The organism is Chryseobacterium polytrichastri (assembly GCF_900142445.1).
GTDB lineage: Bacteria > Bacteroidota > Bacteroidia > Flavobacteriales > Weeksellaceae > Chryseobacterium > Chryseobacterium polytrichastri.
This window is the reverse complement of the sequence record NZ_FRAV01000001.1, coordinates 188,400-214,031: the sequence shown is the minus strand read 5'-3', so window position 1 is coordinate 214,031 and position 25,632 is coordinate 188,400. Positions and strand designations below refer to the sequence as shown.

The 25,632-nt window shown below is 34.4% G+C and carries 22 protein-coding genes; 5 read left to right on the top strand and 17 right to left on the bottom strand.

The annotated features are described in order from the left end of the window. Positions 1-241: 241 nt before the first annotated feature. The 8 genes from BUB80_RS00980 to BUB80_RS00945 all read right to left on the bottom strand — a co-directional run bounded on the left by BUB80_RS00980 (position 242) and on the right by BUB80_RS00945 (position 9,418). Positions 242-868 carry a chloramphenicol acetyltransferase gene (locus BUB80_RS00980; RefSeq protein ID WP_073290046.1) on the bottom strand — a complete coding sequence of 209 codons (627 nt, stop codon included), beginning with the start codon at positions 866-868 and terminating at the stop codon, positions 242-244. Positions 869-970: 102 nt separating this feature from the next. Beyond that, positions 971-2,041: an alpha/beta hydrolase gene (locus BUB80_RS00975; RefSeq protein ID WP_083546967.1), complete on the bottom strand. Its 1,071-nt coding sequence runs from the start codon at positions 2,039-2,041 to the stop codon at positions 971-973. A gap of 10 nt (positions 2,042-2,051) precedes the next feature. Continuing rightward, positions 2,052-2,618, bottom strand: coding sequence for a sugar O-acetyltransferase (locus tag BUB80_RS00970; protein WP_073290044.1), 567 nt, complete (start codon positions 2,616-2,618; stop codon positions 2,052-2,054). Between the two features lie 90 nt (positions 2,619-2,708). Beyond that, positions 2,709-3,533: an AraC family transcriptional regulator gene (locus tag BUB80_RS00965; protein ID WP_073290043.1), complete on the bottom strand. Its 825-nt coding sequence runs from the start codon at positions 3,531-3,533 to the stop codon at positions 2,709-2,711. A gap of 207 nt (positions 3,534-3,740) precedes the next feature. Beyond that, on the bottom strand, positions 3,741-5,135 hold the full coding sequence (locus BUB80_RS00960; protein ID WP_073290041.1) for an MFS transporter: 1,395 nt from the start codon (positions 5,133-5,135) through the stop codon (positions 3,741-3,743). Positions 5,136-5,138: 3 nt separating this feature from the next. Further along, complete coding sequence (locus BUB80_RS00955; protein WP_073290039.1) at positions 5,139-5,777, bottom strand: hypothetical protein; 639 nt, start codon at positions 5,775-5,777, stop codon at positions 5,139-5,141. Between the two features lie 57 nt (positions 5,778-5,834). Continuing rightward, positions 5,835-6,956 (bottom strand): glycoside hydrolase 100 family protein, encoded by a 1,122-nt coding sequence (locus BUB80_RS00950; RefSeq protein ID WP_073290037.1) that lies wholly within the window; start codon positions 6,954-6,956, stop codon positions 5,835-5,837. 44 nt (positions 6,957-7,000) lie between these two features. Next, entirely contained in the window at positions 7,001-9,418 is a 2,418-nt protein-coding gene (locus BUB80_RS00945; protein ID WP_073290036.1) for a TonB-dependent receptor, read from the bottom strand. Positions 9,419-9,658: 240 nt separating this feature from the next. Between BUB80_RS00945 and BUB80_RS00940 the strand changes: the two genes are divergently transcribed. Further along, positions 9,659-10,630, top strand: a complete 972-nt coding sequence (locus BUB80_RS00940; RefSeq protein ID WP_073290034.1) for a LacI family DNA-binding transcriptional regulator — start codon at positions 9,659-9,661, stop codon at positions 10,628-10,630. 92 nt (positions 10,631-10,722) lie between these two features. Here the strand turns inward: BUB80_RS00940 and BUB80_RS00935 are convergent, their stop codons facing one another. The 8 genes from BUB80_RS00935 to BUB80_RS00900 form a co-directional block, all read right to left on the bottom strand. After that, positions 10,723-11,520, bottom strand: coding sequence for a hypothetical protein (locus tag BUB80_RS00935; protein WP_073290032.1), 798 nt, complete (start codon positions 11,518-11,520; stop codon positions 10,723-10,725). Between the two features lie 326 nt (positions 11,521-11,846). Next, positions 11,847-12,452: an NAD(P)H-dependent oxidoreductase gene (locus tag BUB80_RS00930; protein ID WP_073290030.1), complete on the bottom strand. Its 606-nt coding sequence runs from the start codon at positions 12,450-12,452 to the stop codon at positions 11,847-11,849. 28 nt (positions 12,453-12,480) lie between these two features. Continuing rightward, positions 12,481-13,602 (bottom strand): aldo/keto reductase, encoded by a 1,122-nt coding sequence (locus BUB80_RS00925; RefSeq protein ID WP_175549550.1) that lies wholly within the window; start codon positions 13,600-13,602, stop codon positions 12,481-12,483. Between the two features lie 127 nt (positions 13,603-13,729). After that, positions 13,730-14,596, bottom strand: coding sequence for a helix-turn-helix domain-containing protein (locus BUB80_RS00920; RefSeq protein ID WP_073290028.1), 867 nt, complete (start codon positions 14,594-14,596; stop codon positions 13,730-13,732). A 35-nt stretch (positions 14,597-14,631) separates the two neighbouring features. Continuing rightward, positions 14,632-15,207: an NAD(P)H-binding protein gene (locus tag BUB80_RS00915; protein ID WP_073290026.1), complete on the bottom strand. Its 576-nt coding sequence runs from the start codon at positions 15,205-15,207 to the stop codon at positions 14,632-14,634. Between the two features lie 8 nt (positions 15,208-15,215). Beyond that, on the bottom strand, positions 15,216-16,199 hold the full coding sequence (locus BUB80_RS00910) for an aldo/keto reductase (protein WP_073290024.1): 984 nt from the start codon (positions 16,197-16,199) through the stop codon (positions 15,216-15,218). Positions 16,200-16,217: 18 nt separating this feature from the next. After that, positions 16,218-16,625 (bottom strand): nuclear transport factor 2 family protein, encoded by a 408-nt coding sequence (locus tag BUB80_RS00905; RefSeq protein WP_228433625.1) that lies wholly within the window; start codon positions 16,623-16,625, stop codon positions 16,218-16,220. A gap of 5 nt (positions 16,626-16,630) precedes the next feature. Next, positions 16,631-17,611 carry an aldo/keto reductase gene (locus BUB80_RS00900; RefSeq protein ID WP_073290022.1) on the bottom strand — a complete coding sequence of 327 codons (981 nt, stop codon included), beginning with the start codon at positions 17,609-17,611 and terminating at the stop codon, positions 16,631-16,633. A gap of 447 nt (positions 17,612-18,058) precedes the next feature. Here BUB80_RS00900 and BUB80_RS00895 point away from each other — a divergent pair, with 447 nt between their 5' ends. From BUB80_RS00895 to BUB80_RS00880, 4 genes are all read left to right on the top strand, one after another. Continuing rightward, entirely contained in the window at positions 18,059-18,955 is an 897-nt protein-coding gene (locus BUB80_RS00895; protein ID WP_073290021.1) for a helix-turn-helix domain-containing protein, read from the top strand. Positions 18,956-19,260: 305 nt separating this feature from the next. After that, entirely contained in the window at positions 19,261-20,364 is a 1,104-nt protein-coding gene (locus tag BUB80_RS00890; RefSeq protein WP_073290019.1) for a helix-turn-helix domain-containing protein, read from the top strand. Between the two features lie 163 nt (positions 20,365-20,527). Further along, entirely contained in the window at positions 20,528-23,377 is a 2,850-nt protein-coding gene (locus BUB80_RS00885) for a TonB-dependent receptor (protein WP_073290018.1), read from the top strand. Positions 23,378-23,392: 15 nt separating this feature from the next. Next, entirely contained in the window at positions 23,393-24,604 is a 1,212-nt protein-coding gene (locus BUB80_RS00880) for a Ca2+-dependent phosphoinositide-specific phospholipase C (RefSeq protein WP_073290016.1), read from the top strand. Positions 24,605-24,778: 174 nt separating this feature from the next. Here the strand turns inward: BUB80_RS00880 and BUB80_RS00875 are convergent, their stop codons facing one another. After that, a complete protein-coding gene (locus BUB80_RS00875) occupies positions 24,779-25,618 on the bottom strand; it encodes an AraC family transcriptional regulator (protein WP_073290014.1) in 840 nt (279 codons plus the stop codon). Positions 25,619-25,632 lie beyond the last annotated feature (14 nt).

Here is a 25,632-nt window from a genome sequence, read left to right as displayed (position 1 = left end):
AAGAATGATATTAATAGACTTAAAATGGACATTTGTGTTTAATGTTTTATCTAATTTACATTATTTCGTTTAATCATCAAAACAAACGGTGTTAAAATTTACTCTAAAGAACTTATTGATGAATACTTTAGAGTAACCTATTATCTGAAAAATTTACATTTTCAGAACTGTAAAAATTATATTCGGTAATTCTTGGAAAAGCATTGAATCCAAAGAATTTTTATAAAAAAAACTAGATAGCTTACATATCAAGCTGCTTTTGAAATTCTTCCAAATACCTTGCGATATGAATTCCGTCTGCCAAACCATGATGTGCTTCAACAGAAACCGGCAAGAATTTTTTACCATCACGAATGCTGAATTTCCCGAAAGTGATTTTGGGTACAGATTCTGTTTTATCTAAAGGAGTTGGATGAAGTAAAGCGCTGAAAGAATTCCAAGGGATGGTAGAATGTCTGATTAAGTCTTTGCCCAATTCGCCATTATTCATTCTGATTCCTGTTGTATTTTGTACACCCTCGATTTCGCTTTGTAATTCGGCATTGAAAACATCAAAATCTTTAGAAAAATGAATGAATGCAAAACCAAAAGTTCCGTCTGCTCTACCAATTGTGGTTCCTGCATGAATATCATTAAACTCCACCACTTTACCATCAAGAATTCTCAATCTTAATTCATATACAGAATTTACGGCAACCATTGATTTGTGAAGGTATGATGCGAAAAAAGAATGTCCTTCATCTTTAGATTTTTGAAATGCTTTTGTACAATCTACCTCAGTTGTAAAACCAAAATACGGACTTGCCATTCTTGAGAAAAATTCGAAATGTTCTTTTCTGTTCCAGTTTTCTAAGTCTACAATCTTCATTATTGTCTTCATTTATATTTCTACAAATTTCAGGAAGTTTTCTGATTTTAAAAAATTGTAGGAACAGAAAATTACATTATAGGGTATTCTAAATATTCACTTTTATAAATTTTCTTTGAAAAATGATTCTAATTTATCAAAAGGAATTAAATCGGTCTTATCATACAAATCAACATGACCTGCTCCTTTGATGTAGTATAATTCTTTTGGTTCTGCCGCTTTTTTGTAAGCATCTTCACTGAATTCTTTTGAATGCGCCTGATCTCCTGTAATAAAAAGCATTGGACGCGGTGAAATTGTTTTAATATCATTGAATGGATAGAAATTATTAAATTTCACCACACTGCTTAATGTCGGATGTGTTGTTAATAATGGAGAACTGCTTTTTGGAGTGTACTCGCCTCTGGGTGTACGATAGAATTCAAAAAATTCTTTTTGAATAGGGTCGGTATTTTCATCAACTTTATGAGTTGTACCCCCAACATATTTGGTTTCACCACCTAAAAATTCTATGTACCGCTGTTCGGATGCTTGCTTTTGGGTTTCTTTTCTTTGTTCAAGAGTTTGAGACTGATTCAACCCATTACGACTTGCACTTCCCATATCATACATACTTACTGTTGCAATTGCCTTTAATCTGGGATCTATTTTTGCAGCACTAATGGCAAAGCTTCCACTTCCGCAAACTCCAATAATGCCAATTCTTTCTCTATCAATAAAAGGTCTGGTACCTAAAAAATCAGCCGCAGCACTGAAGTCTTCTGCATATACATCAGGTAAAACAGCATTGCGTGGCTCACCTGCACTTTCTCCCCAAAAAGAAAGATCTATAGCCATTGTTACAAATCCTTTTTCTGCCATATAGGAAGCGTACACATCTGCGCTTTGTTCTTTTACGGCTCCCATCGGATGCCCTACAATAATTGCAGAATATTTTTGATTTTTATTGAAGCTTTTCGGAATAAAAAGATGCCCTATGACATCCATATTATATTGGTTTTTAAATACAACCCTATACATAATCAGATTATTACTTACCTTAAAGGTGGCGAATTCATCTGGTGAAATTTGTTTCATTTCTGTTTTTGTAGGTTTGCTATTTTGGTATTTCTGGGCTGGGGCTTCTCCAAAAAATAAAAGAGATGTTGCAGCAATCATAATAAGTTTCTTCATAATGTTTAATTTACTGAATTGATTTTATAAATTTTGCAGGAACTCCACCTACAACTGTATTATCAGGGACATCTTTTGAAACAACTGCACCAGCTGCAACAACTGAGTTTTCACCAATGGTTACCCCTGGAAGAATAGTTGCATTAGCACCAATCCAAGCTCTACGCTTAATTATTATTGGTTTTGTGAGTAAAGCTTTTCTATCATGTGGGTCTAAAGGATGATTTTCTGTAATGAGATTCACTTTAGGCCCTATTAATACTTCATCTTCTATCGTAATTCCTCCCATATCGAGAAATGAGCAGGAATGATTGATAAATACATTTTTTCCTATGCTAATAAATTTTCCAAAATTGGTATAAAATGGAGAGAATATAGTTGTGCTTTCATCAATAGGCGTATTAATGATCTTACCCAGATAATGACGAATTTGCTCTGTATCTGTGGCGTGATTGAGTGATTGAGAAAGTTTCATAGTTGTTTGGACTATTTTGGTTATTTTAAAATATTCCATATCTGTGGGACGGATTGCTTCTCCTGATTTTAACCTCTCTAAAATATCTTTGCTATGCATCATTTTATCTTACTTTAATACAAGCAAAATTAAAAACAAAGCCTCACAACGACATTGTTGCGAGGCTCAAATATTCTTTCTAAGAAGCTCAGCTTATGATAACTCTGTAGGAGAAAATCCGTATTCTTTTTTGAATGCTGTAGAAAAGTGAGATGGATTCTTAAAGCCTACTTCTATACAAACATCTTGTATTTTTTTTGTTTCTTGCTTGAGCTTATAGTAAGCTACTTCAAGACGTTTTTTAATGAGCCATTTTTGTGGAGTTAGATTACTTACTTTACTAAAATCCCTTTTGAAAGTAGCTAAACTTCGACCTGTGTAAGAAGCAATTTGTTCCATCGTGAGTTCATCCATATAATTTTCATTCATAAATTCTAAAATATCTACTTTCCAAGGTTCTGTAAAATCAAAAAGGATGGGATAAAATATTTCCGAACTGTTGAGCAATGCATAAATTCCCTCTAGTAATTTCAAATAAGTAACTTTTTCTGTGGGTTTTATATTACTATCAAAATAAGGAATCAATGATTGAAATAAGCTGTTAATATCAGGACGAGTTTCAATCTTAAATATAATATTTTCAGATATTGAGACATTTTTTGGAATCTCAGATTTATTTAAGTTATTAAAAAACTCTCGTAAAATACTCCTTTTAAATGTTAGAGAAATTCCTTTGTAAAGCTCCTCTCCTACACTATTTTTATACATTAAAACCCGATGGTCCCTGCGAATGAAAGCACATTCTCCAGCTTTTAAAATAATTTGTTTATCTCGGTCCTGAATGATTTGTTCACCAGAATACAAGTAAACCAAAGTGTGATCTGGAGTTGCATGAATGCATTTTTCGCTATAATCTGAAAAACAGGACAGAAATATTCCTGAATAGGCTAATGTTCGCAGCTTTTCTGTCTGGTCCATAATAATTATGAATTTATCTTATTAAATCTAACAAATTTATTGCTTTAAAAAACATAAATCTTTATTGTACAGCTCAACTATTCTTTCTTAAAAGTTCAAAACAAATCTTCCTAACATATTTAAACTCACCCAACATATATATTGAGTGAGTTTAAATATGCTACACAAAAATTAGTATTAAACAGGTTGTTGAAAAATACAAAGCACTTATTCTCTTGAAACCTTCATAAAAGTAACTGAAATACTAGCCAACAAAAATAATACTCCGGCTAAAATAATAGCATGAGAAGGATTATTTCCTAATATACTTTTATAAATGAAACCAAAGGACACCGTCTGAATTAACATTGGAATTACAATCATCATATTGATAACCCCCATATAAACCCCTCTTTTAGCTGGTGGTATTGAAGGGGAAACCATTGAGTACGGTAGCCCCATCATTGCCGCCCATCCCACGCCAAAAAGAACCATTGGTAGTAATATCAGACCTTCATTTTTTATAAAGGGTAACATTAGCAATCCCAATCCGGTACAGAAAAGGCAAAAAGAGTATACTTTTTTTGAAGAAAATTTAACGGCAAATGGAATCAGAACAAGTGCTGAAATCATTGTTATAAAATTATAAAAACCATTCATAAGACCTGTTTGTCCTACAGCAGTTTCAACGAGATGGAGCGTGTTTTTTGCCCATAACAAATCACTGTTGGCAACGGCTATTCCATTTTTGGTAAGCTCAATAAAATGATTGGCTTTTTGTTCGTCATTTTCTGAAACATTGTACAAAGTCTGTTTTATCATTGGCGTTACAAACTGCCAATAACAGAATAGTGCATACCATTGAAATAAGTAAACCAATGCCAGTTGCCAAAGTATTTTTGGCATTTTCATAATTGAAATAAAGATTTCAACGAATGGGGTTACCACCGTATCCTTTTCTTTGTCAGCTTTCAGTTGTATGAGCTCTTCTTCAGTAGGTGGAATTTCCGGCGTTTTATATACAGACCAAACCACTGAAGCAATAGAGCAGAAAGAACCCAGGAAAAACGAATAATATACCCAAATAGGAATTCCTCCTGATTCTGAGCTTCCTCCAAGGTATTTCTGGAAAACAAAAAGAGATAAATTCGCCAAAGTGATTCCTGCTCCCACGAACAGACTCTGCATTTGAAAACCATAAGTCTGCTGGCTTTCCGGAAGTTTATCTCCAATAAAAGCTCTGTATGGTTCCATTGCTGTATTATTAGCTGCATCTAAAATCCAAAGCAGCCCGACGGCCATCCATATCGAAGAACTAAACGGAAAAATAAATAATGCCAAGCTACAGAATACAGCGCCCAACAGGAAGAATGGCTTCCGACGCCCCCACTTTACACTCCATGTTTTGTCACTTATGGCGCCAATCAATGGTTGGATAAGCAATCCCGTAACAGGACCCGCCAAATTAAGAATAGGGAGTTGATCTGCATGAGCTCCCAAAAAAGAATACAGAGGATTTACAGCAGTCTGCTGTAACCCGAAACTGTACTGAATACCAAAAAAGCCGACATTCATATTCCAAATCTGCCAAAAACTAAGCTTGGGAATTATTTTTTTTGTCATAGTTTACGGCATTATAATGTGATAGTCTTTGTTAAGTATTACAGTTGCTTTTTCTTTAAACTGCTTGATAATATGATGTTCAATTTTCAAGACCTCTTCTATAAAATCAGTTTGTTCATCGCGATTCCGGTTCATGCGATTTTCATAGGTATCTTTATAATTACGATCAATAAAAATACTGAAGTCTAAACCAACTACGTCAAATATATATGTTCCTTCTATAATCATAACCTGAATATCATCTGTTTTTATCACTTCTTCGGAAATTGAATTACCGTGATAATCAATTAAAGGCTTTTCAATGAAAGATTGATCTGCCTTAAACTGATTTACATTTTCCAGCATTACATTCAGCCGAACTTCATGCATTCCTACATTGTCTAAGCTCTTTTTCCTGTTTTCATGATTATCTTTTGGTGGAAGTTTAAAGTAATCATCCATTTGAATAACTATACTTTTTATGCCCTTGTTTTCCATTACCTTCTGTAAAGCAAAAGCGGTTATTGATTTTCCACTCCCGCTTTCACCACCAATTCCTATCACTAATTTCTTTGTAAAATTTAGCTCTTTTTTTACTATATCATAAAGTGCATCTGCAGTATGCAAATATTTTTCCTGTAAGTCTATTACATCTCCAATCATCGTTATTCTGTTTAAAAAAATAAAAATTTCTTCTTTTTTTGATCTTACACCTTGTGATCAAATGTTCATTAATAAATATCCGGAAGCCGAAAAGCAAAGGTAATTTGTACCTAAAGGCAATAATTCATCTGTAGAATAGTACTCATTAAAGTTTGCTCCTTTCTTCTCCAGAAGTAGTTCATACTGTTTCAGTATTTTAAGAGGAATTTCTATATATCCTCTGTTTTTTAACCCCAAACAAAGCCAGCCAAGAAATATGGGCCAAGAGCCTCCATTATGAAAATGGTACGGTTGATTTTTGAAATCATAGCTGTAATTGTTTTCCAGCAAATTCCAGTCGGGATCTTTTGGAAAAATAATAGGATAAAAGACAGGAAGCATCCAATGACCAAATTCAACACTTATTTCTTCTAAATATTGAGTAAAAGCATTCATATCCAAATCAAACCCTAAAAAAACAGCAATGGCATTTCCGGCAAGATCAAATCGTTCATCATATCCATTGGCATTTAATGAGGCCCAGAAATAAGGCTTATTTGTAGCTTTTTTATAAGCTGTCTCATGATACTTTTTCTCTTCGAAACTATTTTTTCTGAAATTATTTTCAATCAGCATTTTGGTAGTTTCAGCCATCGTTTTAAGTTCATGATCATGATAGACTTCTGCCAAATTTTTTAATGCCCAATAGCGTAAAACATTATCATAAAGAACATAACCTGAAGTTACATATTCATCTGCCCAATTTCCACCTAATGGACTATATAACAATCCTCTTTGATTAAATTCCCAAGTTTTAAGGCATAAAAGCGCATTGTATATATTCTCTTTTAGTTCCGCTTTTAAGACATCCTTTTTTGAATGTTTGATGTATTCACAAGTTCCAATAATCCACCATATCGTAGCGTCCGTCCTTCCCACAAGTGTACCGTAGCTTGCCTTATTACCATAAACATTGGAGGGTATTTGTCCATTTTCTGCCTGATGCGCAACAAGTGTTTTTATCGATTTTTCCAACCCATCTACAATCATTTGGTTGTTTGCTAATATTCCTGCAATTCCTGTCATCATAGAATCTCTAGACCAGATTCTGGCATAATTATCCCGTTTTTCTGATGATGCTAAAATTCCCTGTTCCGAAATAGCTTTCAGTATTGTTTCTATTGCTTTTTGTTTGTACATAATCGTTAGTTTAATTTTTTTAATTGATAAGTGAAATCAGACTGTTAAAAATCAAATTTTACACTTGCTGCAAACGTTCTTCCCGGAAGCGTTCTTGCTCTTACAATTCCGTTAGTTCCTATCAGAGAACTTTCTTCTACTTCTGTAATAGCCAATGCATTGAAAATATTATTAGCATTGATGTTTAAAGTCATATTCTTCAATACTTTATACGAAATGTATGGATTAACAATAGCATAACCCGGCATAACCAGCATATTATTATCCTGTGTGTATGCTTTTGTAGATCCTACCACAAAGAAACCAATGCTTAATTTTTCAATATTTACATTCGGGTTTATAGAATACATGAATTTTGGAGTTCTTCTCGGCATATTTCCGATTATTGTAGCGTCCATTGCTTCTTTAATTTCTGCATGGGTATAGGTAAGTCCGGCTTTGATATCGAAATTCTTATTTATTTTAAAATATCCATCAAATTCTACCCCTAAAGACTGGTATCTATTTTCTGTTCTTCTTTGTGTTGTTGCCTCATAATTAGCTTCAACAGTTTTGGCGTAAAAGAAAGTGGTATTTAAAAAATAATTTGCTCCTCTCAATTTGTAACCGGCCTCTGTCTGATTCACTTTATTTACCTTTACAGCATCTAATGCCGGATCATTAGTATTGGTGTAATTATATCCTGCAAAAAGAATTCTATCGGCAGAAGCGCTTCCTCCCTGACTTATTCTGGCGAAAATTGCATTATGAGAATTAAGAGCATAGTTAGCCCCAAAAGAATACCCGAAAATTTCGTATTTATAATCTACCGGAACAGTTCCGTGAATTACAGGTACTGAAAGCTCCGGAGTTTCAATAGTTCCATTCTGATTAATGTCTATCACTCGTGTGGTATTTTCTGTACCCGAAAAACTTCCTGATACCTTTCCAAAATCATATCTTGCTCCTAAATCTAATGTAAGGTTTTCAACCAAATTTATTTCTACTTGGGCATGAGGAGCAATCACAGAATATTTGGTATCATAGTTTCTGTTTCCACCACCCCAATCCGGAACTCCGTAATGAAGCAAACCATTATCAGTAATTTTAGTTCCGGAAGGATTTACCACATCTACCAGTCTTGCATTATGGTCAGACACTTCCATAAGATAGGTATTCCAATTCCAGGAAAGGTTGAGATTTTGTGTGCTGTTATACAATCCTGTATTCAGTTTTATCTTATCCCATTTTTTTGTAATATTCAAATCACTGAAAAAGTTATTAAGGTTATTTAGTTTGGTATTAAATAATACCGTTTTCATATATTTCGAATTGCTGTCTACAATCGTATTCGTTCCTGCATATACAGCACTGCCATATCCTGTAATAGATTCTAAAATCTCTGCCTTACTGCCTACTGAAGCTGGAAAGGGAGCCAAAAACTGTCCGTCGTTTGCTGTATATCTTGCTTTTTCTTCCAGTTTCCAGCCTGAGCCTAAATCATAATTAAATTCCAGCCCTACCGCTTTAGCTACTGAGTGCATTCCATCTCTGATATCGCTCTTCAAGATCTGTCCATTTCCTCCCAAAGTCAAATCATTGGTAAAGTTAGAAGACTGTAAAGCACCGGTTAAGATATTAAAGTTAGGGAGAGAATTATACTCCGGATTTGCATCGGAACCTGATACTGCAACAGGCATAGGCATATAAGCTGCTGTTCGGTCATCCAAATACTTTCCATAAATTCTAATACTTCCTTTTTCAAATTTTTTAAGCAAAGACAATCTGAACTGTCCGCCATTGTTAGAAATATAGCCTGTTTTTCTTGGCCCGTCTCCCACTCTGTAAAAGCCTCCTACCCCAATAAAATAGTTATTGCCCAATGGTGTTCCGTAGTCTATATCTGTTCTGAAATTTTTATAATTCAAGCCTACCTGTTGCGTAATACTACCACCTTCCTTTTCTCCCGTTTTCGTTATAAAGTTGATAATTCCTGCGGGTGAGTTGGATGCAAAAACAGATGATGACCCACCTCTTAATACTTCTACTTTAGATACAAAAGAGTCAAATCTTACAAACTGATCCTGCGTTCCGAAAGCAATATCCCCAAACTGCATCACCGGAAGACCATCTTCCTGAATTAAAAGATATCTTGATCCTCCTGCAGAAACAGGAACCCCTCTCACTGTGATATTTGAGTTTCCTTCCCCTCCTGAAGATTCAGAACGTATTCCTGGGATGGCCCTGAAAATTTCAGCGGTTGTTCTGGGGGCCGCATTGATAATGTCAGCTTGCTTTAGTGTAGAAATAGAGGTACTTGTTTTAATAGAAGCTTTGGGGTTAGAATTCCCTGTAATGACAACTTCATCAATCATTTTATCTTTGGTAGATATAGAATCTGCGGTTGTTTTCTGAGAAAACATTATTGCTGCTGTATTTAACGTTCCTACAATAAGTAATCGCTTTATGAGTTTAGGGTCCATAATTCTGAGTTTTTTAATTATGGCTTAAAAGTATTTTTTTTACGATAGCAATAACTGTTTTTAAAGGGAAGGTTAAATTAACATGAAATTCAAACGGTTGCGCAAACGGTTGCGGTTGATAACTTATTTTTATTTTAACATTTTGTTAACTTATATCGTTTATTTATTTAACGTTTTTTAACAAAAAAGTAATACCGAAATAGTGCTAATTTATCCCAATAATTGATGCTACCTCTTAAAATGAAAAGAACGACGATAAAAGACCTTGCAGAAATGCTGAACATTAGTACCTCAACTGTATCAAGAGCATTGAAAGATCATCCTGATATAAGCAGCTCTGTGAAACTAAAAGTAAAGGAAGCAGCAGAGATGTTTAATTATATACCAAATGATTTTGCAATTAACTTTAGAAAAAAATCTTCAAAAGTAATTGGTCTTATCGTTCCTGAAATATCCATGTTTTTCATACCATCAATTATTAGAGGTATTTCTTCTGTGCTGAATAAGGAAGGGTATCATTTCTTCATTTTATCATCAGAAGATTCCTATGAAATAGAACAGGAAAATATTCAGACCTGCATTAATTCGAGAGTGGATGGAATTCTTATCTCCCTTACAAAGCAGACAAAGAACCTCAACCATTTTTCTAAAATAAAAGAGTTGGAAATACCTCTTGTGATTTTTGACAAAACAATTCCACAAGACCTGCATGATTCTGTTATTTTTGATAATGCAAGAAATTCAGAATTATGCGCTGAAAATCTTATCAACCACGGCTGCAAAAAAATACTTGCAATTTTTGGGGATGAAAGTCTCGAAATTACCCAGACAAGAAAAGAATCATTTTTAAAAAAAATAAATGAGTCTGAAAATATTGAATGCAAAACAATATTTTGTGAATCTGCTGAAGTAGTAAAAGAGAAACTTGAAACTCTTCTGAAAGAAAATTCTTTTGATGGTTTCTTTGCAATGAGTGACGAAACATTGATTGGACTTCACAGCTCTTTAATTAAAAGAAATCTTAACAATAGTAATATAAAAGTAATTGCTATAAGCGAAGGAACGCTTCCTAAATATCTTGATGAAGATTATGAATACCAAATTAATGATGGATATAAAATGGGTACTATTGCTGCATCAGAATTACTTAAAATCGTTCAGAAGCAGCAGAATGATATCCATAAGTATGTCTCAACGACTCATTTCATATAATTAAAAAAGATACCTCCACTTAGAAAGGGAGGTATTGTATAACAGAAGAAAACAAATGTTTTTTATTGATTTTCTAATGATTACTTTCTGATTTAATTTATTCCAACAGCAATAATATTATTTTCACCCCAAACAGAGCCTCCAAAACTTTCTATGGAATAATTCCCAAGATTGTTTGCTGTGGCAATTCTTACCCTGTAATAATAAGTTTTGGGTGAAGCTGAAGTATTATTAATTACAATCGCACCACTCATCATATTAAAAATTTGATTAGGTATAATTGCCCCACTAATAAACCATGACCCTTGGATATCTGCGCTATGTGTATTGCTTGCAGGAGAATCTGTAAATGTTGTTTGTATCCATCCATATCCATCTGCCGGTGCGTTTGGATTAATACGTACCAACATATAGCACATCACAATATATTTACTGTTAGCTGGAATGGTGACTGAAGTTCCTGTGTCTCTACCATTTCCGGGTGTACCGCTAGACGGTGGATTATCTGCCTGGGTAAGTGTAACTCCCGGCCCAAGAGTGGCGATAACGGTTGGCTTTGATGTATTATCAGTTACCCATGTTGCATTTCCGTTAGCGTCAGAAGATAAAACTTTTCCTACTCCTTGAGTTCCATCAACCAACCTAAAAGCAGGACTTGTTGAGGAGTTCACATGTAATTTTGTTGTCGGGTTAATAGTTCCAGCCCCTACATTTCCGGAAGATGTTACAATGAAATCATTAGCTGCTTGAGCTGCTGTAGGAGTGGCTGCATTATCTTTTGCACCGTCTATATGAAATGTTCCGAGAGGGTTGCTTGTGTTTATGCCTACTTGAGCATTCACTAGACAAACGAATAGCAGGTTACCTGCTAGTAATAATATTTTTTTCATTTTGTGTGTGTTTTATAGAGCAAAATTATATTTTTTTTCATTGTAATTATGTTTTTATGAAAAAAAAGCAGCCAATAGTATAATTTTTAACATATTATATATTATTTTTAACAAAATAATAATGACTTAATTTGGTCTTATCTGTAGCAGACATCGTATTTGCATGAACATTACTACTGTTCAGATTAGATTATTTGAATTATAAATAAATAGCTAAAAAATCACAAATAATTAAAATATATGCTAATAATTAAAGTTTGAGATCATAACTATCAGAAGTTAAAAAGCTGAAATTATTACCTCAACTTTTCAGTAATTGTCCATTTTTAAATTCCAAAAGCCTTGGCCAAATGTGCCGGATAATTTTCTAAATCTTTAGCAATATCTCCGTCTTTGAAAATATCAAAACAATTATAATCCGGAACCACTTCAATCCCACAAAAACGATAATTGCTGGTAATGTGCAATAAATAATCCTTCGTGCTTATTCCCTGAAACAACTGTTGATTAACGTCATTAAAGCTTTCAAACGGAGCATTCCAAGTGCTGCAGACCATAAACTTTTTACCCTGCATTTTTCCACCTGTTCCATATTGTTTGGTAGGATCTTCTCTTGTTCTGCCATCGCCAGAAAGGAATTTGGCACTGTGTAAGCCACTATTGAAAACCTCATCTACATATTTTTTATAAATCCAGGGAGCGCCGAACCAATTGATGGGCGTTTGCAGGACGATAATATCTGCCTGTATATGTTTTTCTACTTCTTCGTCTGCATCATAACCGTTCTCAACTTTTGTTTCTAAAACTTCAAAACCTTTTGATGCGAAAAACTCTTTTGCTTTTTGGTTGAAAGCATCATTTAAAAGGCCTTCAGACCAATTGGGATATGTTAAATGGGTATTGATTAACAGTACTTTTTTTGTTTGATTCATTTTGATTTTATTTAAATATTTTTAATAACTACTCGCAAATTGCCATTTGCATTGCATTCATTCTGCCACCATATACTTTTAGTTTTAAATATTCTGTTTCTAATTCCTGCAAGTCAGTATTGGTGAGCTGAATAGGTAAGGCACCCAAATTTTCATTCAAATGAGGGATGTTTCTTGTTCCCGGAATAGGAACAATAAAGGGTTTTTGAGCCAATAACCAAGCTAAAGCGATTTGTGAAGCAGTTGCATTTTTCTTGGATGCAAAATCATTAAGTAAATTAACGACAGGCATATTCAATGCTAAGTTTTCAGGACTAAAACGGTCGAAAGTTTTGCGTAAATCCAGCTTGTCATCGAAATGACTTTGAGCATTTAATTTTCCAGTTAAATAACCCATTCCCACAGGTCCCCAAGGAACAAAACCAATTCCCAATTCTTCACAAATAGCTAAAACTCCATTTTTTTCAACAGTTCTTTCCATAAAAGAATATTCGGTTTGAATAGCCGAAATAGGCTGAACGGCATGTGCTCTGCGAATGGTTGATACCTTAGCTTCCGACAAACCAAAATGCAATACTTTTCCTTCTTTAATCAAATCTTTTACTGCCCCAGCTACCTCTTCAATTGGTACATTCGGATCAACTCTATGTTGATATAAAAGATCTATACGGTCTGTCTTTAAACGGATCAAAGATTCTTCAACTACTTTTTTAATATGTTCAGGACGGCTATTTAATCCGCCATTTTCAAGGTCAAACCCAAATTTTGTAGCAATAGTAACTTGGTTTCTCATGGGTAATAAAGCTTCACCTACCAGTTTTTCATTGGCGTGTAATCCATAAACTTCGGCTGTATCAAAAAAAGTCACTCCATTTTCATACGCTGTACGAATCGTTTTTATTCCATCTTCAATTTTTGCGCCTGCACCATAATTTGCAGTAATGCTCATACAGCCTGCGCCTAAAGCTGAAACTTCTAACTTACCTAATTTTCTTTTAGTCATTGTATCTTCTTTTTTATCCGTATTATTTTCAAGTGGCTCATTCACCGATGCAGACAATATATTCGGAGCTAATAGTAATCCAAGTCCTGCCATTGCTGTTTGCTGAATAAATTTCCGTCTTGAATTTTCATTATTACTGTTTTTCATTTTATCCTATTTTGTACTGAACAAATGTAGAAACGAATAAAATTTTTAACAGAGACAGATTACCAATAAAAAAGAAACAAATTACTGATACAAAAAAACGCCTCTTGTGAAGGCGTTTATGATAAGTTTACTCTTTATTAATGCGTTGTAAACGATATTCTTTGGGGCTTAATCCCACTTGCTTTTTAAAGAACTTCGAAAAGTAATTGGGATATTCAAAGCCTAATTCATACGCAACTTCAGTGGTATTCATTTCAGCGTTTTGTTCCAGTAATTCTTTTGCTTTTATAATGATGAAGTCATGAATATTTTCAAGGGCAGATCTTTGAGTATAATGTTTAATGATATCTCCTAAATAATTAGCCGTTAATCCTAATGCATCTGCAAAATACTGAACATTGGGAAGCTGTTTTGTGGGTTGATTATAATACTCTACCAAACTCTGCTGAAAATCAGTCACAATTCTGTTATACTGTTTAGGGTCGGTTGAAAACTGTCGCTTATAAAAAGCTTCTACCAATGAAATTAAAACATTTACATAAGACAATAAAACACCAAACTGCTTTTTTTCGCTTCCATAATATTTAAATAGCAATCCAAAAACGGCACTGATTTCATCAACTTCCTCTTCTGTTAAATACAGCGCTTCATGTTGTCCGTAATCTAAGTACGTTTTAAATAAAAATCTATTTTGGTCAATGACTTTTTTAGAAAGTTGAAGATACATTCCCGTATAGGTAGGTTCAGCATCCCAACCTGGTGCTATGACCAGATCCGGACTGTTGAAAAAGACAGCGGTAATAGACTCTGCGAAAGGTGTTGCTTTACGTTTGAATTTAATCTTAATAGATATTCTGTAAAAATCTACCATCACAGGATCGGATCCCAATATGATATTGGGCGGATCATAATATCCAACATCAATATCTTCATCCAAAGGCTCAGACATTCCCATGAATGTATTATATGAAGCAAAATCTTTAAAAACTTTCATTACGTAAATATATCAAATTGAACTGTCAAAAAGATTTAATTGGGTTTACTAATTCCTAAGTTTTCATTGATATACAGATTCGGATAATTGATTAGTTTTGAAACAAAATCTGCAATACTTTTTCTTGAAATGGCGGAACCAATTTCCGGAGAACCTTTAATGGTAGTTTCGTAATCAACCTCATCTACATTGGTAAACCAATCGGATCTTAGAATCGTATAGTTTAATCCTGAACTTTCAATAATGTCTGCCAATTTTCTGTAAGGAACCAAAACGGGTCTCAACGGAACAGTATAAATCCCGATAGAGCTGATCCCAATGATTCTCTTTACTTTCTCTTCCTGCATGGCTTGTACAATATTACCCGTCATTGTTTCTAAATCGCCATCAAGGTTAATGTAAACAATATCTTTTCCTTTTACGGCATTCTTAATATCATTGAAATTCAAGGCATCTCCTTCGATAATTTTACAATCATCTGAAAGGTCTTTTGAAAGTCTGTTTTTGTTTCTTACGAATAAGGTTAATTCTATATTTTCTAAAGGTTTCACCGCCTCGACAACGTATTTTGCGAGGCTTCCGGTAGCTCCTATGATAAGTACTTTTTTCATTTAAAATTTTATTTTCCTACTCTGTTTTGAAGATGTTGAGGATATCTTTCTCCTACAATGGTAATTTTTGAAGCTGTTTCTTCAATCTGATGTAAATCTTCCAGCGTTAATTCAATACGTGTTGCACCCATATTTTCCTGCAGACGGTGAACTTTAGTTGTTCCAGGAATTGGAGCGATGAAAGGTTTCTGAGCTAACAGCCAGGCCAATGCAATTTGTGCCGGAGTTGCTTCTTTCTCTTTCGCAATATTCTGAAGAAGATCTACCAATGCCTGATTGGCTTTTCTATTGTCTTCTGTAAAACGCGGAACAATATTTCTAAAATCGGTCTTGTCAAACTGTGTATTTTCATTAATCGCTCCAGTCAAAAACCCTTTTCCTAATGGACTGAAGGGAACAAAACCAATTCCCAGTTCCTCTAAAGTGGGCAAAATTTCGACTTCGGGCTCTCTCCACCATAATGAATATTCGCTTTGTAAAGCTGTTACAGGTTGTACTGCATGAGCTCTTCGGATGCTTTCTACTCCGGCTTCTGACATTCCAAAATGTTTAACCTTTCCTTGTTGAATAAGTTCTTTCACTGTTCCTGCTACTTCTTCTATTGGAACGTTCGGATCTACTCTGTGTTGATAAAGCAAATCAATAACGTCTGTTTTCAGTCTTTTTAATGAAGCTTCAACAAAAGCGGTGATGGTTTCCGGGCGGCTGTCCATTCCCAGATCAGGTCTCCCCTCCTTAAATCCGAATTTGGTAGCAATTACCACTTCTTTTCTGAAAGGCTCTAATGCTTCTCCTAATAATTCTTCATTCGTGTAAGGCCCGTATGCTTCTGCAGTATCAAAAAATGTTACTCCAGCATCAAATGCTGTTTGTAATAATTTGATGGCTTCTGTTTTATCTGTTGCAGGACCGTAGCCAAAGCTTAATCCCATACATCCTAATCCTAATTCAGAAACTTCTAATCCTTGGTTTCCTAATGTTCTTGTTTTCATATTTTTTTTGATTTTTAATTAAAATATTGTGGCAACGGATTTTAATATGATCCATTTACCGTTGCGTTTTTCAAGTTGTATGGTCTGTTGTAATCTCCACGTGTTTCGTGTTCCCCAAATTCGGGCATCCAAAAGATTTTGACCAACAAAAGTTGCTTTATCAGCAGTGATGCTTACCGATGTTTTCACTTCTGTATAGGAATAGTATTTCATCTGTTCACTTTCTATTTCTGTAAACCAATCCTTTTTTGACTGTACATATCCTGTGATGTGCGTCAGGGTAAAATCTACATCTACAATTTTGTTAATGCCAATTATATCTTTTTCAATCATCAACTCCGTGAGTGTTTGTGTCACCGTTAATATTTGTAATTGGTTATCTTCTATTTTTGCAGTTTCCATATTATTTTTTAATTGTAGATTCATAAAACTTATTCTTCAGAGATGCTTAATAATTCTTTTGATAACCTCTCTCCCTGAATATGGATGACAGAAAGTCTCTCTTCAATTTCCTGTAAGTCTTCTGTTGAAAGTTCTAGATCTGCAGATTTAATATTATCTTCCAGATATTCAATTTTATCCATTCCGGGAATTGGAACGATAAATGGCTTTTGGGCTAACAGCCAAGCCAAAGCAATCTGTACTGTTGAAACGTCTTTATTTTTAGCAATAGCATTCAACATTTCTACCAAAGGCATATTCGCTCTCATTGCTTCCTGCGTAAATCTAGGAAAGGTAGCTCTTAAATCTGTTGCAGAATCAAACTTTGTATCAGCAGATATCTTTCCGGTTAAAAATCCTGTTCCTAATGGTCCCCACGGAACAAATCCTATTCCCAATTCTTCACATAACGGGAGTACAGAAACCTCTGGCTCTCTTGTCCAAATAGAGTATTGATTTTGAACAGCTGAAACAAGCTGAACTTCATGTGCTTTTCTAATGGTTTCTGAACCTGCTTCTGAGAGTCCGAAATATTTCACCTTACCTTCGCTGATCAGGTCTTTTACGGTTCCTGCTACTTCTTCAATCGGGACATTGGGATCTACTCTATGTTGATATAATAGATCGATATAATCTGTCTTTAATCTTTTCAATGATTCCTCTACAACTTTTCGAATGTGTTCAGGGCGACTGTTTAATCCTCCTTCTTCTGAGATCATTCCAAATTTTGTAGCAATGATAACATCTTTACGAATAGGTTCTAACGCTTTCCCTACCAATTCTTCATTGGTAAAAGGTCCGTAAGCTTCAGCAGTATCAAAGAAAGTAATCCCTTTTTCAAAAGCTGAACGGATTACTTTAATCCCTTCATTGATATCAGCTGCTTTCCCTGTTCCGAAACTTAAATTCATACATCCCATTCCTATGGCTGAAACTTCAAGTCCGCTATTTCCTAATTTTCTGTATTTCATATTTTGATTTTTAGTAGGTTTAAATAAACTTTGTTTAACTTTTACTTTGTAGGGTTGGTTTTTCGCAAAGGCGCAATTTTTTGATAAATTCTATGTTTTTAAGGCGCAAGGATTTTATTTGCAATAAAATTGATTGTGTAATATATATCCGTTCACTTTGTCATTCTGGAAATTAAAAAATTACCAATCGAAAATCTTTGATTTTCTAGCGCCTTAAAACATAATAAAGATTAAAAGCCTTTGCGATTCTCCAACAAAAAAATTTTCGAAACTTTTATAACTGATCATAAATAATCTATTCCTTTTCTCTCTTTGCAAATTTCAGAAGATTAAACAACGATAGTTTTATACAGATTACTGTATTTGTTACCAAAATTACTGATTGAGATTTTCGGATGATTATCAGTGTCTTATAATATGTAAATTTGTATCATCAAAACGAAGAGAATGGAAAAGATCGCAAAAATTGACAGCGTAGATGTCTATAATAAATTAAGAGGAGTAGAAACGCTTAATCCTTTGATTAGTATTATTGATATGTCTAAAGCAACAGCAATGCCTGCTCAAACGTTGAACTTTGGAGTCTATGGAATTTTCCTGAAAGAATTAAAATGTGGAGAGTTGAAATATGGCCGTGATTACTATGATTATCAGGAAGGAACTTTAGTTTTCATTTCCCCCGGACAGATCATTAGGGTGCAGCCGAAAGTAACTCAATTTGAACCCAAAGGCTGGGCTTTGATCTTTCATTCTGATTTGATAAAAGGTACATTATTAGGAAAGCATATTCAGGACTACTCGTTCTTTTCTTATGAATCTAATGAGGCTCTGCACCTTTCAGAAAAAGAAAGACAGATTGTGATGGATTGTTTTGAGAAAATTCAGGATGAGCTGGCGCAAAATATTGATAAACACAGCAAAACTTTAATCGCTTCCAATTTAGAACTCTTTCTGAATTACTGTACACGATTCTATGACCGTCAATTTATTACAAGAGACAATATCAACAAAGGAATCGTAGAACGTTTTGAAACGCTTCTGAATGAATACTTCTCTTCTGATAAACCGCAAACCATCGGCTTACCTTCTGTGGCTTGGTGCGCAGAAGAACTTAATCTATCGGCTAATTATTTTGGAGACCTTATTAAAAAAGAAACCGGTATTTCGCCTCAGGAATATATCCAGACAAAAGTTATTGATGTAGCGAAAGATAAAATTTTTGATATTGACCAGTCGATTAGTCAGATTGCATATCATTTAGGATTTAAATATCCGCAGCATTTTACACGACTTTTCAAACAGAAAGTGGGAATGTCGCCTATTGAATACAGAAATTTGAATTAATCTGAGGAATTATTTAACTACTATTTGTCATTCCGAAGGAATCTAAACAATCAATAAAAAACGATGTTTAGATTCCTTCGGAATGACAATATTTATGGGGAACTTACTGCATAATCAATTTTATCGCAGATAAAATCCTTGCGCCTTAACAACAGTATTTTTTCATAAAACTTTGCGCCTTTGCGAAAAACCAACAATTCAAAATGCAACCATAAATAAAGACATATTTAACAAAATCGTAATTCATTATTCAATAAGTTCTTGTTGAAAAAGACTACTTTTCTGCAAAATTTTATTGATCAATTATGGAAATTTCTGGTGCTTTCTTAGCGGTAATTTTAGAAGCCATACTCTCCTTTTTTTTAATTAAAAGAGACAATTCCAAGAAGAATATTTTTTTAATTCTTTATATCGTAACCATCACATTAGATTTCCTTTGCGAATATTTTATTTTTAGTTTTGGGAATAAAAGCACTTTTCTGATAGACCAATATCCGTCAAGCTTCAGACTTCTAAAAGGTCCACTTTTGTTTTTAGCAGGAAGATATTTACTGCAACACACCAATACCTGGAAACAGTATCTCCATTTTGTCCTTTTTTTCGTTGTTTTTATATGTAATATCATTGTCCTTTTTATAGGCTCGGAATCTCAGAGCTTTCATCAGTTTTATTTATGGATATTTAAACTGTATCCGTTGTACTGGGCGGGTTACCTGACTGCGACTTTAGTAGAACAGATCAGACATAGAGATCGTGAAAATGCATTTCAAAAACTATTTATCAAGTTTATAGGTTTCGTTCTTTCTTTAGTGATCTTATATGCTATTTGTTATTATGCAAAACTTGTTGATAAAGAACTGTTGAGAACCATTTACACCCTCTCCTTTTTTATTCAGTTTGCTTTTTTGATTAGATTAAATCAAATAGAAAAACAACCTCTCCATATTCAGAAAAAAACTGAAAATACAGTTGTTGTTGAAGCTCCTGATATCATAATCGATGCTAAAAAAAATTCAAAGTATAAAACATCTGTCCTGAGTAAAGATTATATCACAAATACCAATAATCGACTGGTCGAACTTTTAAAAAATAAAAAAATATACACGAAAGAAGATTTAAACCTGGAAGATATTTCGAACATGATTCATATTTCTAAGAATCATCTGTCTCAATGTATTTCTGAAGGTCTTGAGACCACTTTCTACGATCTTATCAATAAATACCGAATCGAGGAATTTATTGAACAAATCAATCAAAAACCTGATCTCCAAATCAGTGAATTGTATTACCAATGCGGATTCAGATCTAAGGCTACTTTTTATAAATATTTCAAACAGGAAACAGGAGTAAATCCCAACGATTACCGAAAAAAAATACTTGAAGAAAAGCTAATAACACCACAGATTTAGTGTTGAATACTAATCTGTTAACAAATAATTAAAACAACTCAAAACACTGTTTGTCAATTGATTAAAAGTTCAATTCATGGAAATAAGTTCATCTCAATCTAAATGAACTTTTAAAAATGAAAGTCGGAATAGTTTTGCAGCAAATCAAACTGTACCTGTAAAAATGAAAAAACTAACATCGACTTTGGCTGTTGCCCTTTTCTTTGCTTCCATACAATCTTATGCCCAGATTCAGGTAAGCGGAAAAGTGGAAGATTCACAAGGAAGACTTCCTCAGGCGAAAGTTCTAACGAATGACAACAAAACTTTTGTTCTCACAGACAATCAAGGGAATTTTAGCATTACCATTCCTGAAGGATATACGTCTATTATAGTAACCTATGAAGGATATGCTGATAAAACGATTATTATAGACGCTTCTGCAAATCCCAAAATAGCTGATGTGGGAGTCATTGTCTTAGAAAACAGAGAAAAAGTAAAGAGTATTGAAGGCGTTACCATTACCTCTGCGTATAAACCTTCCCAAGCCAGAGCCTTAAATATTAAAAAGAATTCTGAAACCATTTCTGATGTATTAGCGTCAGATGCAATTGGAAAATTACCGGATCGAAATGCTGCTGAAGCCATCCAAAGATTACCAGCCGTAACAATCGAAAGAGATATGGGCGAAGGTAGATTTGCTGCCGTACGAGGAACGCCTATTCAATGGAGCTCGTCTACGCTGAACGGAAACAGAATGCCTAGTGCCAGTGGAGATAATGCCAACAGAGGATTGCAGATGGATATTTTTCCCTCAGAATTGATTCAGTATGTAAAATTATCTAAGACCTTAACTCCCGATATGGATGGAGATGCCATCGGAGGAACCATTGATTTCATTACCAAAACGGCAGTTAATAAAGAAACTTTTTCGGTAAATGTCGCAGGTGGCTATGTTAATCAATCTCAGTCGCCGAGCTATAATGCATCGGTAGTCTATGGAAATAAGATCACAGATAAATTAAAATTCATCACATCTGCGGTGATATGGAACCGAGATACCGGAATTGATAATTTCCAGATGGTGTATGATTTTAACAATAAAGACAAGACTAAATCTTTTGCGATCAATCAATTACAATTAAGAGATTATATTGCGCAAAGAAGAACCTTAGGTTTCAATGGCGCGCTGGATTATCAGATTAATAAAAACAATAAGCTTTATTTCAAAGGATTATACAGTCAGTATCTTGATCAGCAGACGGTAAGAGAATCTTATTTTAATTTTAACACTAAAAATGTTCAGCTACAAGCCAGACATGCAGATTACATTACAGATCTCTATTCTTTTGACATTGGAGGTGAACACAAATTGTCGGATAAATTAAAACTGGATTGGTCTTTGGTGAATTCAAAATCAAGCTTTGAATTTAATTCTCCTAAAAATTTAAGCAAAGATGAAAGAGGTTATCCTATTGTCCTTTTCAGGCAGGATATGACGTATGGAAATCTTTCAAGTGACGGACTGAAATATTTAGCAATGGATTCTCCCGACGGTATTGGAGATGCTTCGGATGTTGTCTTACCCCATAATCTTAATAATTTAGACGCTTCCAAACTGTATTTGTATCAAAACATTATCAGCCGAAATAAAAACAGTGAAAGAGATTACAGAGCGCAATTCAACTTTAATTATAAATTGAATGACAATATCAATTTAAAAGCGGGAGGAAAGCTCATTAATAAAGATAAAACCTTCACGTCAAGTGTTTATGCATGGATGCCTTCCAAACTATTGGGAATTCCGGGAGCTGCGCCTTTGGTCTATCTCAATCAGCTACAGACCGAAGATTTCCCATACAATGGTGGATTTCTTAATCCTTTAGGGAATCCTTATAACAATGTATTGATCAATCAAATCACCAACGGTCAGATTGATCAAATGTACAACCCTGATTTCATGACCAATCATACGATGACTAATGTGCAGGGAGCGAATACGGCTAGTAATTTGGCTTCTTCTTATTCAGGAAAAGAAAATGTGTATTCTGCTTATTTGATGGGGAATTTCAGACTCACTGAAAAATTCACAGTGATTGGAGGGTTCAGAAATGAATATAACGTTACCAATTTCAAAGGAAACCGTGTGGTACAGCAGGGAAATACGGCAACAGCAGAACCTGTACAAAAGGAAAACAAGTACAACGCTTTCTTGCCGATGGTGAATATGAAGTATAATCTGGATGATAATACGATTTTCAGAGCTTCCTATACCCGATCATTCGCAAGACCGGATTTTAGCGATCTTAATCCCGGATTACAGATCAACGATGCGCTTCAAACCATTACAGAAGGAAATGCAGGTCTAAAGCCTACCTATGCCAACAGTTTTGATTTAATGTTTGAAAAATATTTTTCTAATTTAGGAATTATCTCTGTCGGAAGTTTTTATAAAAGATTGAGCAATATTATCTATCAGGATCAAACGACAGAACAGCGAAACGGACTTACCTATCTTAAAACTTCGCCAAGTAATTTAGAAGGAGGCTGGTTGTTTGGATTAGAGGCTAATTTCAGCAAACGTTTTACAGAATTGCCGGGCATATTGCAACATTTCGGATTGGAAGGGAACTATACTTTTGTAGATTCAAAAACAGAAATTCCGGTATATCAAAACGGAATAGCTTTAGAGAAAATCGAGACTACTCTACCCAAGCAGGCTAAACATATTTTCAACGTGAGCATTTTTTATGAAACCGATAAATTCATGATACGACTTGCCGGAAATTATAAAGGAAAATATCTGAATGCCATCCGTTCTTTGGCAGGGCCAGAACATTATCAGTGGTTTGATAAAAACTTTACCCTTGATACTACTGCTTCGTATGCTCTTTCAAAAAAAGTAAGATTGTTTGTAGAACTTAATAATCTTTTAAACGAACCCAACAGGTTTTATCACGGAGAACAGGCAAGAACAGAAAGTGTTTCCTACACAGGCTTCCGTGGACAAATGGGAGTTTCATTCAACTTTTAATCTAAATATTTCAACATGAAAAAAATAATACTATCCATCTTCGGATTGCTATCAGCTATGGCTATAGGCCAAAATAAAAAAGAATTCAGCGGTTATCCAAAAGAGTTAAAGATCAATCAGATTCAGGTCTTGGGAACCCACAACAGCTATGCGAAGCCTGTAGATCCGAAAGTGATTAAACTAGCAACAGGCATCATGGACAAGTTTAAGAATTCTTTTTTTGATAACATGTCGCCAGACGAAAAAGCAAAATTTCAGGAATATCACCCGAACGGATTAGATTTCTCCGAAGCATTGAACTACAATCACCCCGATTTTAATGAACAACTGAATGCAGGCTTAAGAAATCTCGAAATAGATGTGTATTACGATCCTACAGGAAAAAGATTCAACAAACCCGCAGCGTATGAAATGTTGAAAAAACAAGGCGTAACAGACCTTGCTCCTTTTTCTACAGAAGATCTGGATAAACCGGGTTTTAAAGTAATGCATATTGCAGATATCGATTTCAGAACCCATTATACGACTTTAAAAAAGGCACTTCAGGCTTTAAAAGACTGGTCTGATAAAAACCATGATCACATTCCGATTTTCATTCAAATTGAGGCTAAAGATTCCGGAATGCGTATTTTACCCAATTCCGCAGAAGTCTTGAAATTTGATAAAAAAGCATTTGATGATCTGGATCAGGAAGTACTTGCTGTCTTGGGAAGAGAAAAGATCATTACGCCTGATGATGTTAAAGGAAAATATAAAACGTTAAATGAAGCCGTTCTTCATAACAATTGGCCAACAGTGAATGATGCAAAAGGAAAATTTGTATTTATCCTTTTGCCGTCCAGCGCAGGAATCAGCAATAATGAATCTCCTTATCTGGCAGAACATCCAAGTCTTAAAGGAAGAATGATGTTTATAGAATCTACACCCGGTAAAGATCATTCCGCTTTTATATTGTATGATAATGCCATTGTAAGACAGAATGAAATTCAGAAGTCGGTAAAAGAAGGATATTTGGTAAGAACCCGATCAGATATAGAAACATACGAAGCAAAGGTGAATGACAGAACAAGAGAAAAAGCTGCATTCAGTAGCGGAGCTCAAATTGTTTCCACCGATTTCTTCAAAAAAGGAAACACGTACGGAACAGATTATTATGTCACGCTTCCCGGAGGCGAAACGGCAAGATGTAATCCCGAAAATTCTCCCGAAAACTGTAAGAAAAAATAGGTTAAAATGGTATTCAAAAGTCCTGAACGTAATTGTTTGGGACTTTTTTTGATCTTGTTAAACTAAATGTTCCAGTTATAGCATAATCAATTTTATCGCAGATAAAATCCTTGCGCCCTACAACAGAGTTTTAAATAATTCTTTGCGTCTTTGCGATTATCCAACAACTCAATATTAAACCAACTGAAATTTATAATCCGTCGGGCTTATACTGGTTTGTTTTTTAAAGTAATTCGTTAAATGGCTTTCATCTGTAAATCCGAATTCATATGCAATTTGCTTCATCGTCATTTGTCCGGATTCTATCCTTCTTTCAATTAATTTCAACTTATAATCGGTGACGTATTTTCGGTAGGAAACATCAAAATTTCGTTTAAAATAGGCTCCAAAATATGTATTGGAGATATTAAAATGATCTGAAATAATGCCTATTCTAATCTTTTCAGGATGGTAAATATTTTGATGAATATAGGAGATCAAATCATCTTTTCGCAGCGCAGCATGGTCTAGATTCACCTTTAAGAATTTAGCGGAAGCTTCACGAATTAATCCAAACAAAGATAAAACCTGAAAAAAGATAATGGGTGAATCCGAAACTTTACAAAAACTATTGTATTCAATAATATTTTCAACCGTCTTTCTTAAGATTGTTTTGCAGGGTTCATCAAAGATCAGTTTTTCTTCCTTCAACAAAGGATTTCGCATAATATCTGTTGGAGAAGCCGTTGCCAAATTATCGGGAGAAAGATGTTTATTGCTTTCAAAATAGCTGTCGTTGAACTTGATAAAGCAAAACTTGGTTAACTTCTTGATGTCAAAGTAATGTTCATCATCGGGAGAGATCAAATATAAGTCTCCAGCTTTATAAGGAATCACAATTTGATTGATATGATGATTTCCGCAGCCTTTGAAAATATAAATCATTTCATAATACGTATGGCTGTGTTTGGGAAATGGAAAGACAGAAGTTTCAAAAGTATCTATTTCTAAAGGCTCAAACTGTTTTCGTTTCATCTTTTAAAATTACA

Excerpts from the sequence above, each read along its gene's own strand:
- BUB80_RS00980 (WP_073290046.1), bottom strand. The coding sequence starts at position 868 with ATGAAGATTGTAGACTTAGAAAACTGGAACAGAAAAGAACATTTCGAA.
- BUB80_RS00975 (WP_083546967.1), bottom strand. The coding sequence starts at position 2,041 with ATGAAGAAACTTATTATGATTGCTGCAACATCTCTTTTATTTTTTGGA.
- BUB80_RS00970 (WP_073290044.1), bottom strand. The coding sequence starts at position 2,618 with ATGATGCATAGCAAAGATATTTTAGAGAGGTTAAAATCAGGAGAAGCA.
- BUB80_RS00965 (WP_073290043.1), bottom strand. The coding sequence starts at position 3,533 with ATGGACCAGACAGAAAAGCTGCGAACATTAGCCTATTCAGGAATATTT.
- BUB80_RS00960 (WP_073290041.1), bottom strand. The coding sequence starts at position 5,135 with ATGACAAAAAAAATAATTCCCAAGCTTAGTTTTTGGCAGATTTGGAAT.
- BUB80_RS00955 (WP_073290039.1), bottom strand. The coding sequence starts at position 5,777 with ATGATTGGAGATGTAATAGACTTACAGGAAAAATATTTGCATACTGCA.
- BUB80_RS00950 (WP_073290037.1), bottom strand. The coding sequence starts at position 6,956 with ATGTACAAACAAAAAGCAATAGAAACAATACTGAAAGCTATTTCGGAA.
- BUB80_RS00945 (WP_073290036.1), bottom strand. The coding sequence starts at position 9,418 with ATGGACCCTAAACTCATAAAGCGATTACTTATTGTAGGAACGTTAAAT.
- BUB80_RS00940 (WP_073290034.1), top strand. The coding sequence starts at position 9,659 with ATGAAAAGAACGACGATAAAAGACCTTGCAGAAATGCTGAACATTAGT.
- BUB80_RS00935 (WP_073290032.1), bottom strand. The coding sequence starts at position 11,520 with ATGAAAAAAATATTATTACTAGCAGGTAACCTGCTATTCGTTTGTCTA.
- BUB80_RS00930 (WP_073290030.1), bottom strand. The coding sequence starts at position 12,452 with ATGAATCAAACAAAAAAAGTACTGTTAATCAATACCCATTTAACATAT.
- BUB80_RS00925 (WP_175549550.1), bottom strand. The coding sequence starts at position 13,602 with ATGAAAAACAGTAATAATGAAAATTCAAGACGGAAATTTATTCAGCAA.
- BUB80_RS00920 (WP_073290028.1), bottom strand. The coding sequence starts at position 14,596 with ATGAAAGTTTTTAAAGATTTTGCTTCATATAATACATTCATGGGAATG.
- BUB80_RS00915 (WP_073290026.1), bottom strand. The coding sequence starts at position 15,207 with ATGAAAAAAGTACTTATCATAGGAGCTACCGGAAGCCTCGCAAAATAC.
- BUB80_RS00910 (WP_073290024.1), bottom strand. The coding sequence starts at position 16,199 with ATGAAAACAAGAACATTAGGAAACCAAGGATTAGAAGTTTCTGAATTA.
- BUB80_RS00905 (WP_228433625.1), bottom strand. The coding sequence starts at position 16,625 with ATGAATCTACAATTAAAAAATAATATGGAAACTGCAAAAATAGAAGAT.
- BUB80_RS00900 (WP_073290022.1), bottom strand. The coding sequence starts at position 17,611 with ATGAAATACAGAAAATTAGGAAATAGCGGACTTGAAGTTTCAGCCATA.
- BUB80_RS00895 (WP_073290021.1), top strand. The coding sequence starts at position 18,059 with ATGGAAAAGATCGCAAAAATTGACAGCGTAGATGTCTATAATAAATTA.
- BUB80_RS00890 (WP_073290019.1), top strand. The coding sequence starts at position 19,261 with ATGGAAATTTCTGGTGCTTTCTTAGCGGTAATTTTAGAAGCCATACTC.
- BUB80_RS00885 (WP_073290018.1), top strand. The coding sequence starts at position 20,528 with ATGAAAAAACTAACATCGACTTTGGCTGTTGCCCTTTTCTTTGCTTCC.
- BUB80_RS00880 (WP_073290016.1), top strand. The coding sequence starts at position 23,393 with ATGAAAAAAATAATACTATCCATCTTCGGATTGCTATCAGCTATGGCT.
- BUB80_RS00875 (WP_073290014.1), bottom strand. The coding sequence starts at position 25,618 with ATGAAACGAAAACAGTTTGAGCCTTTAGAAATAGATACTTTTGAAACT.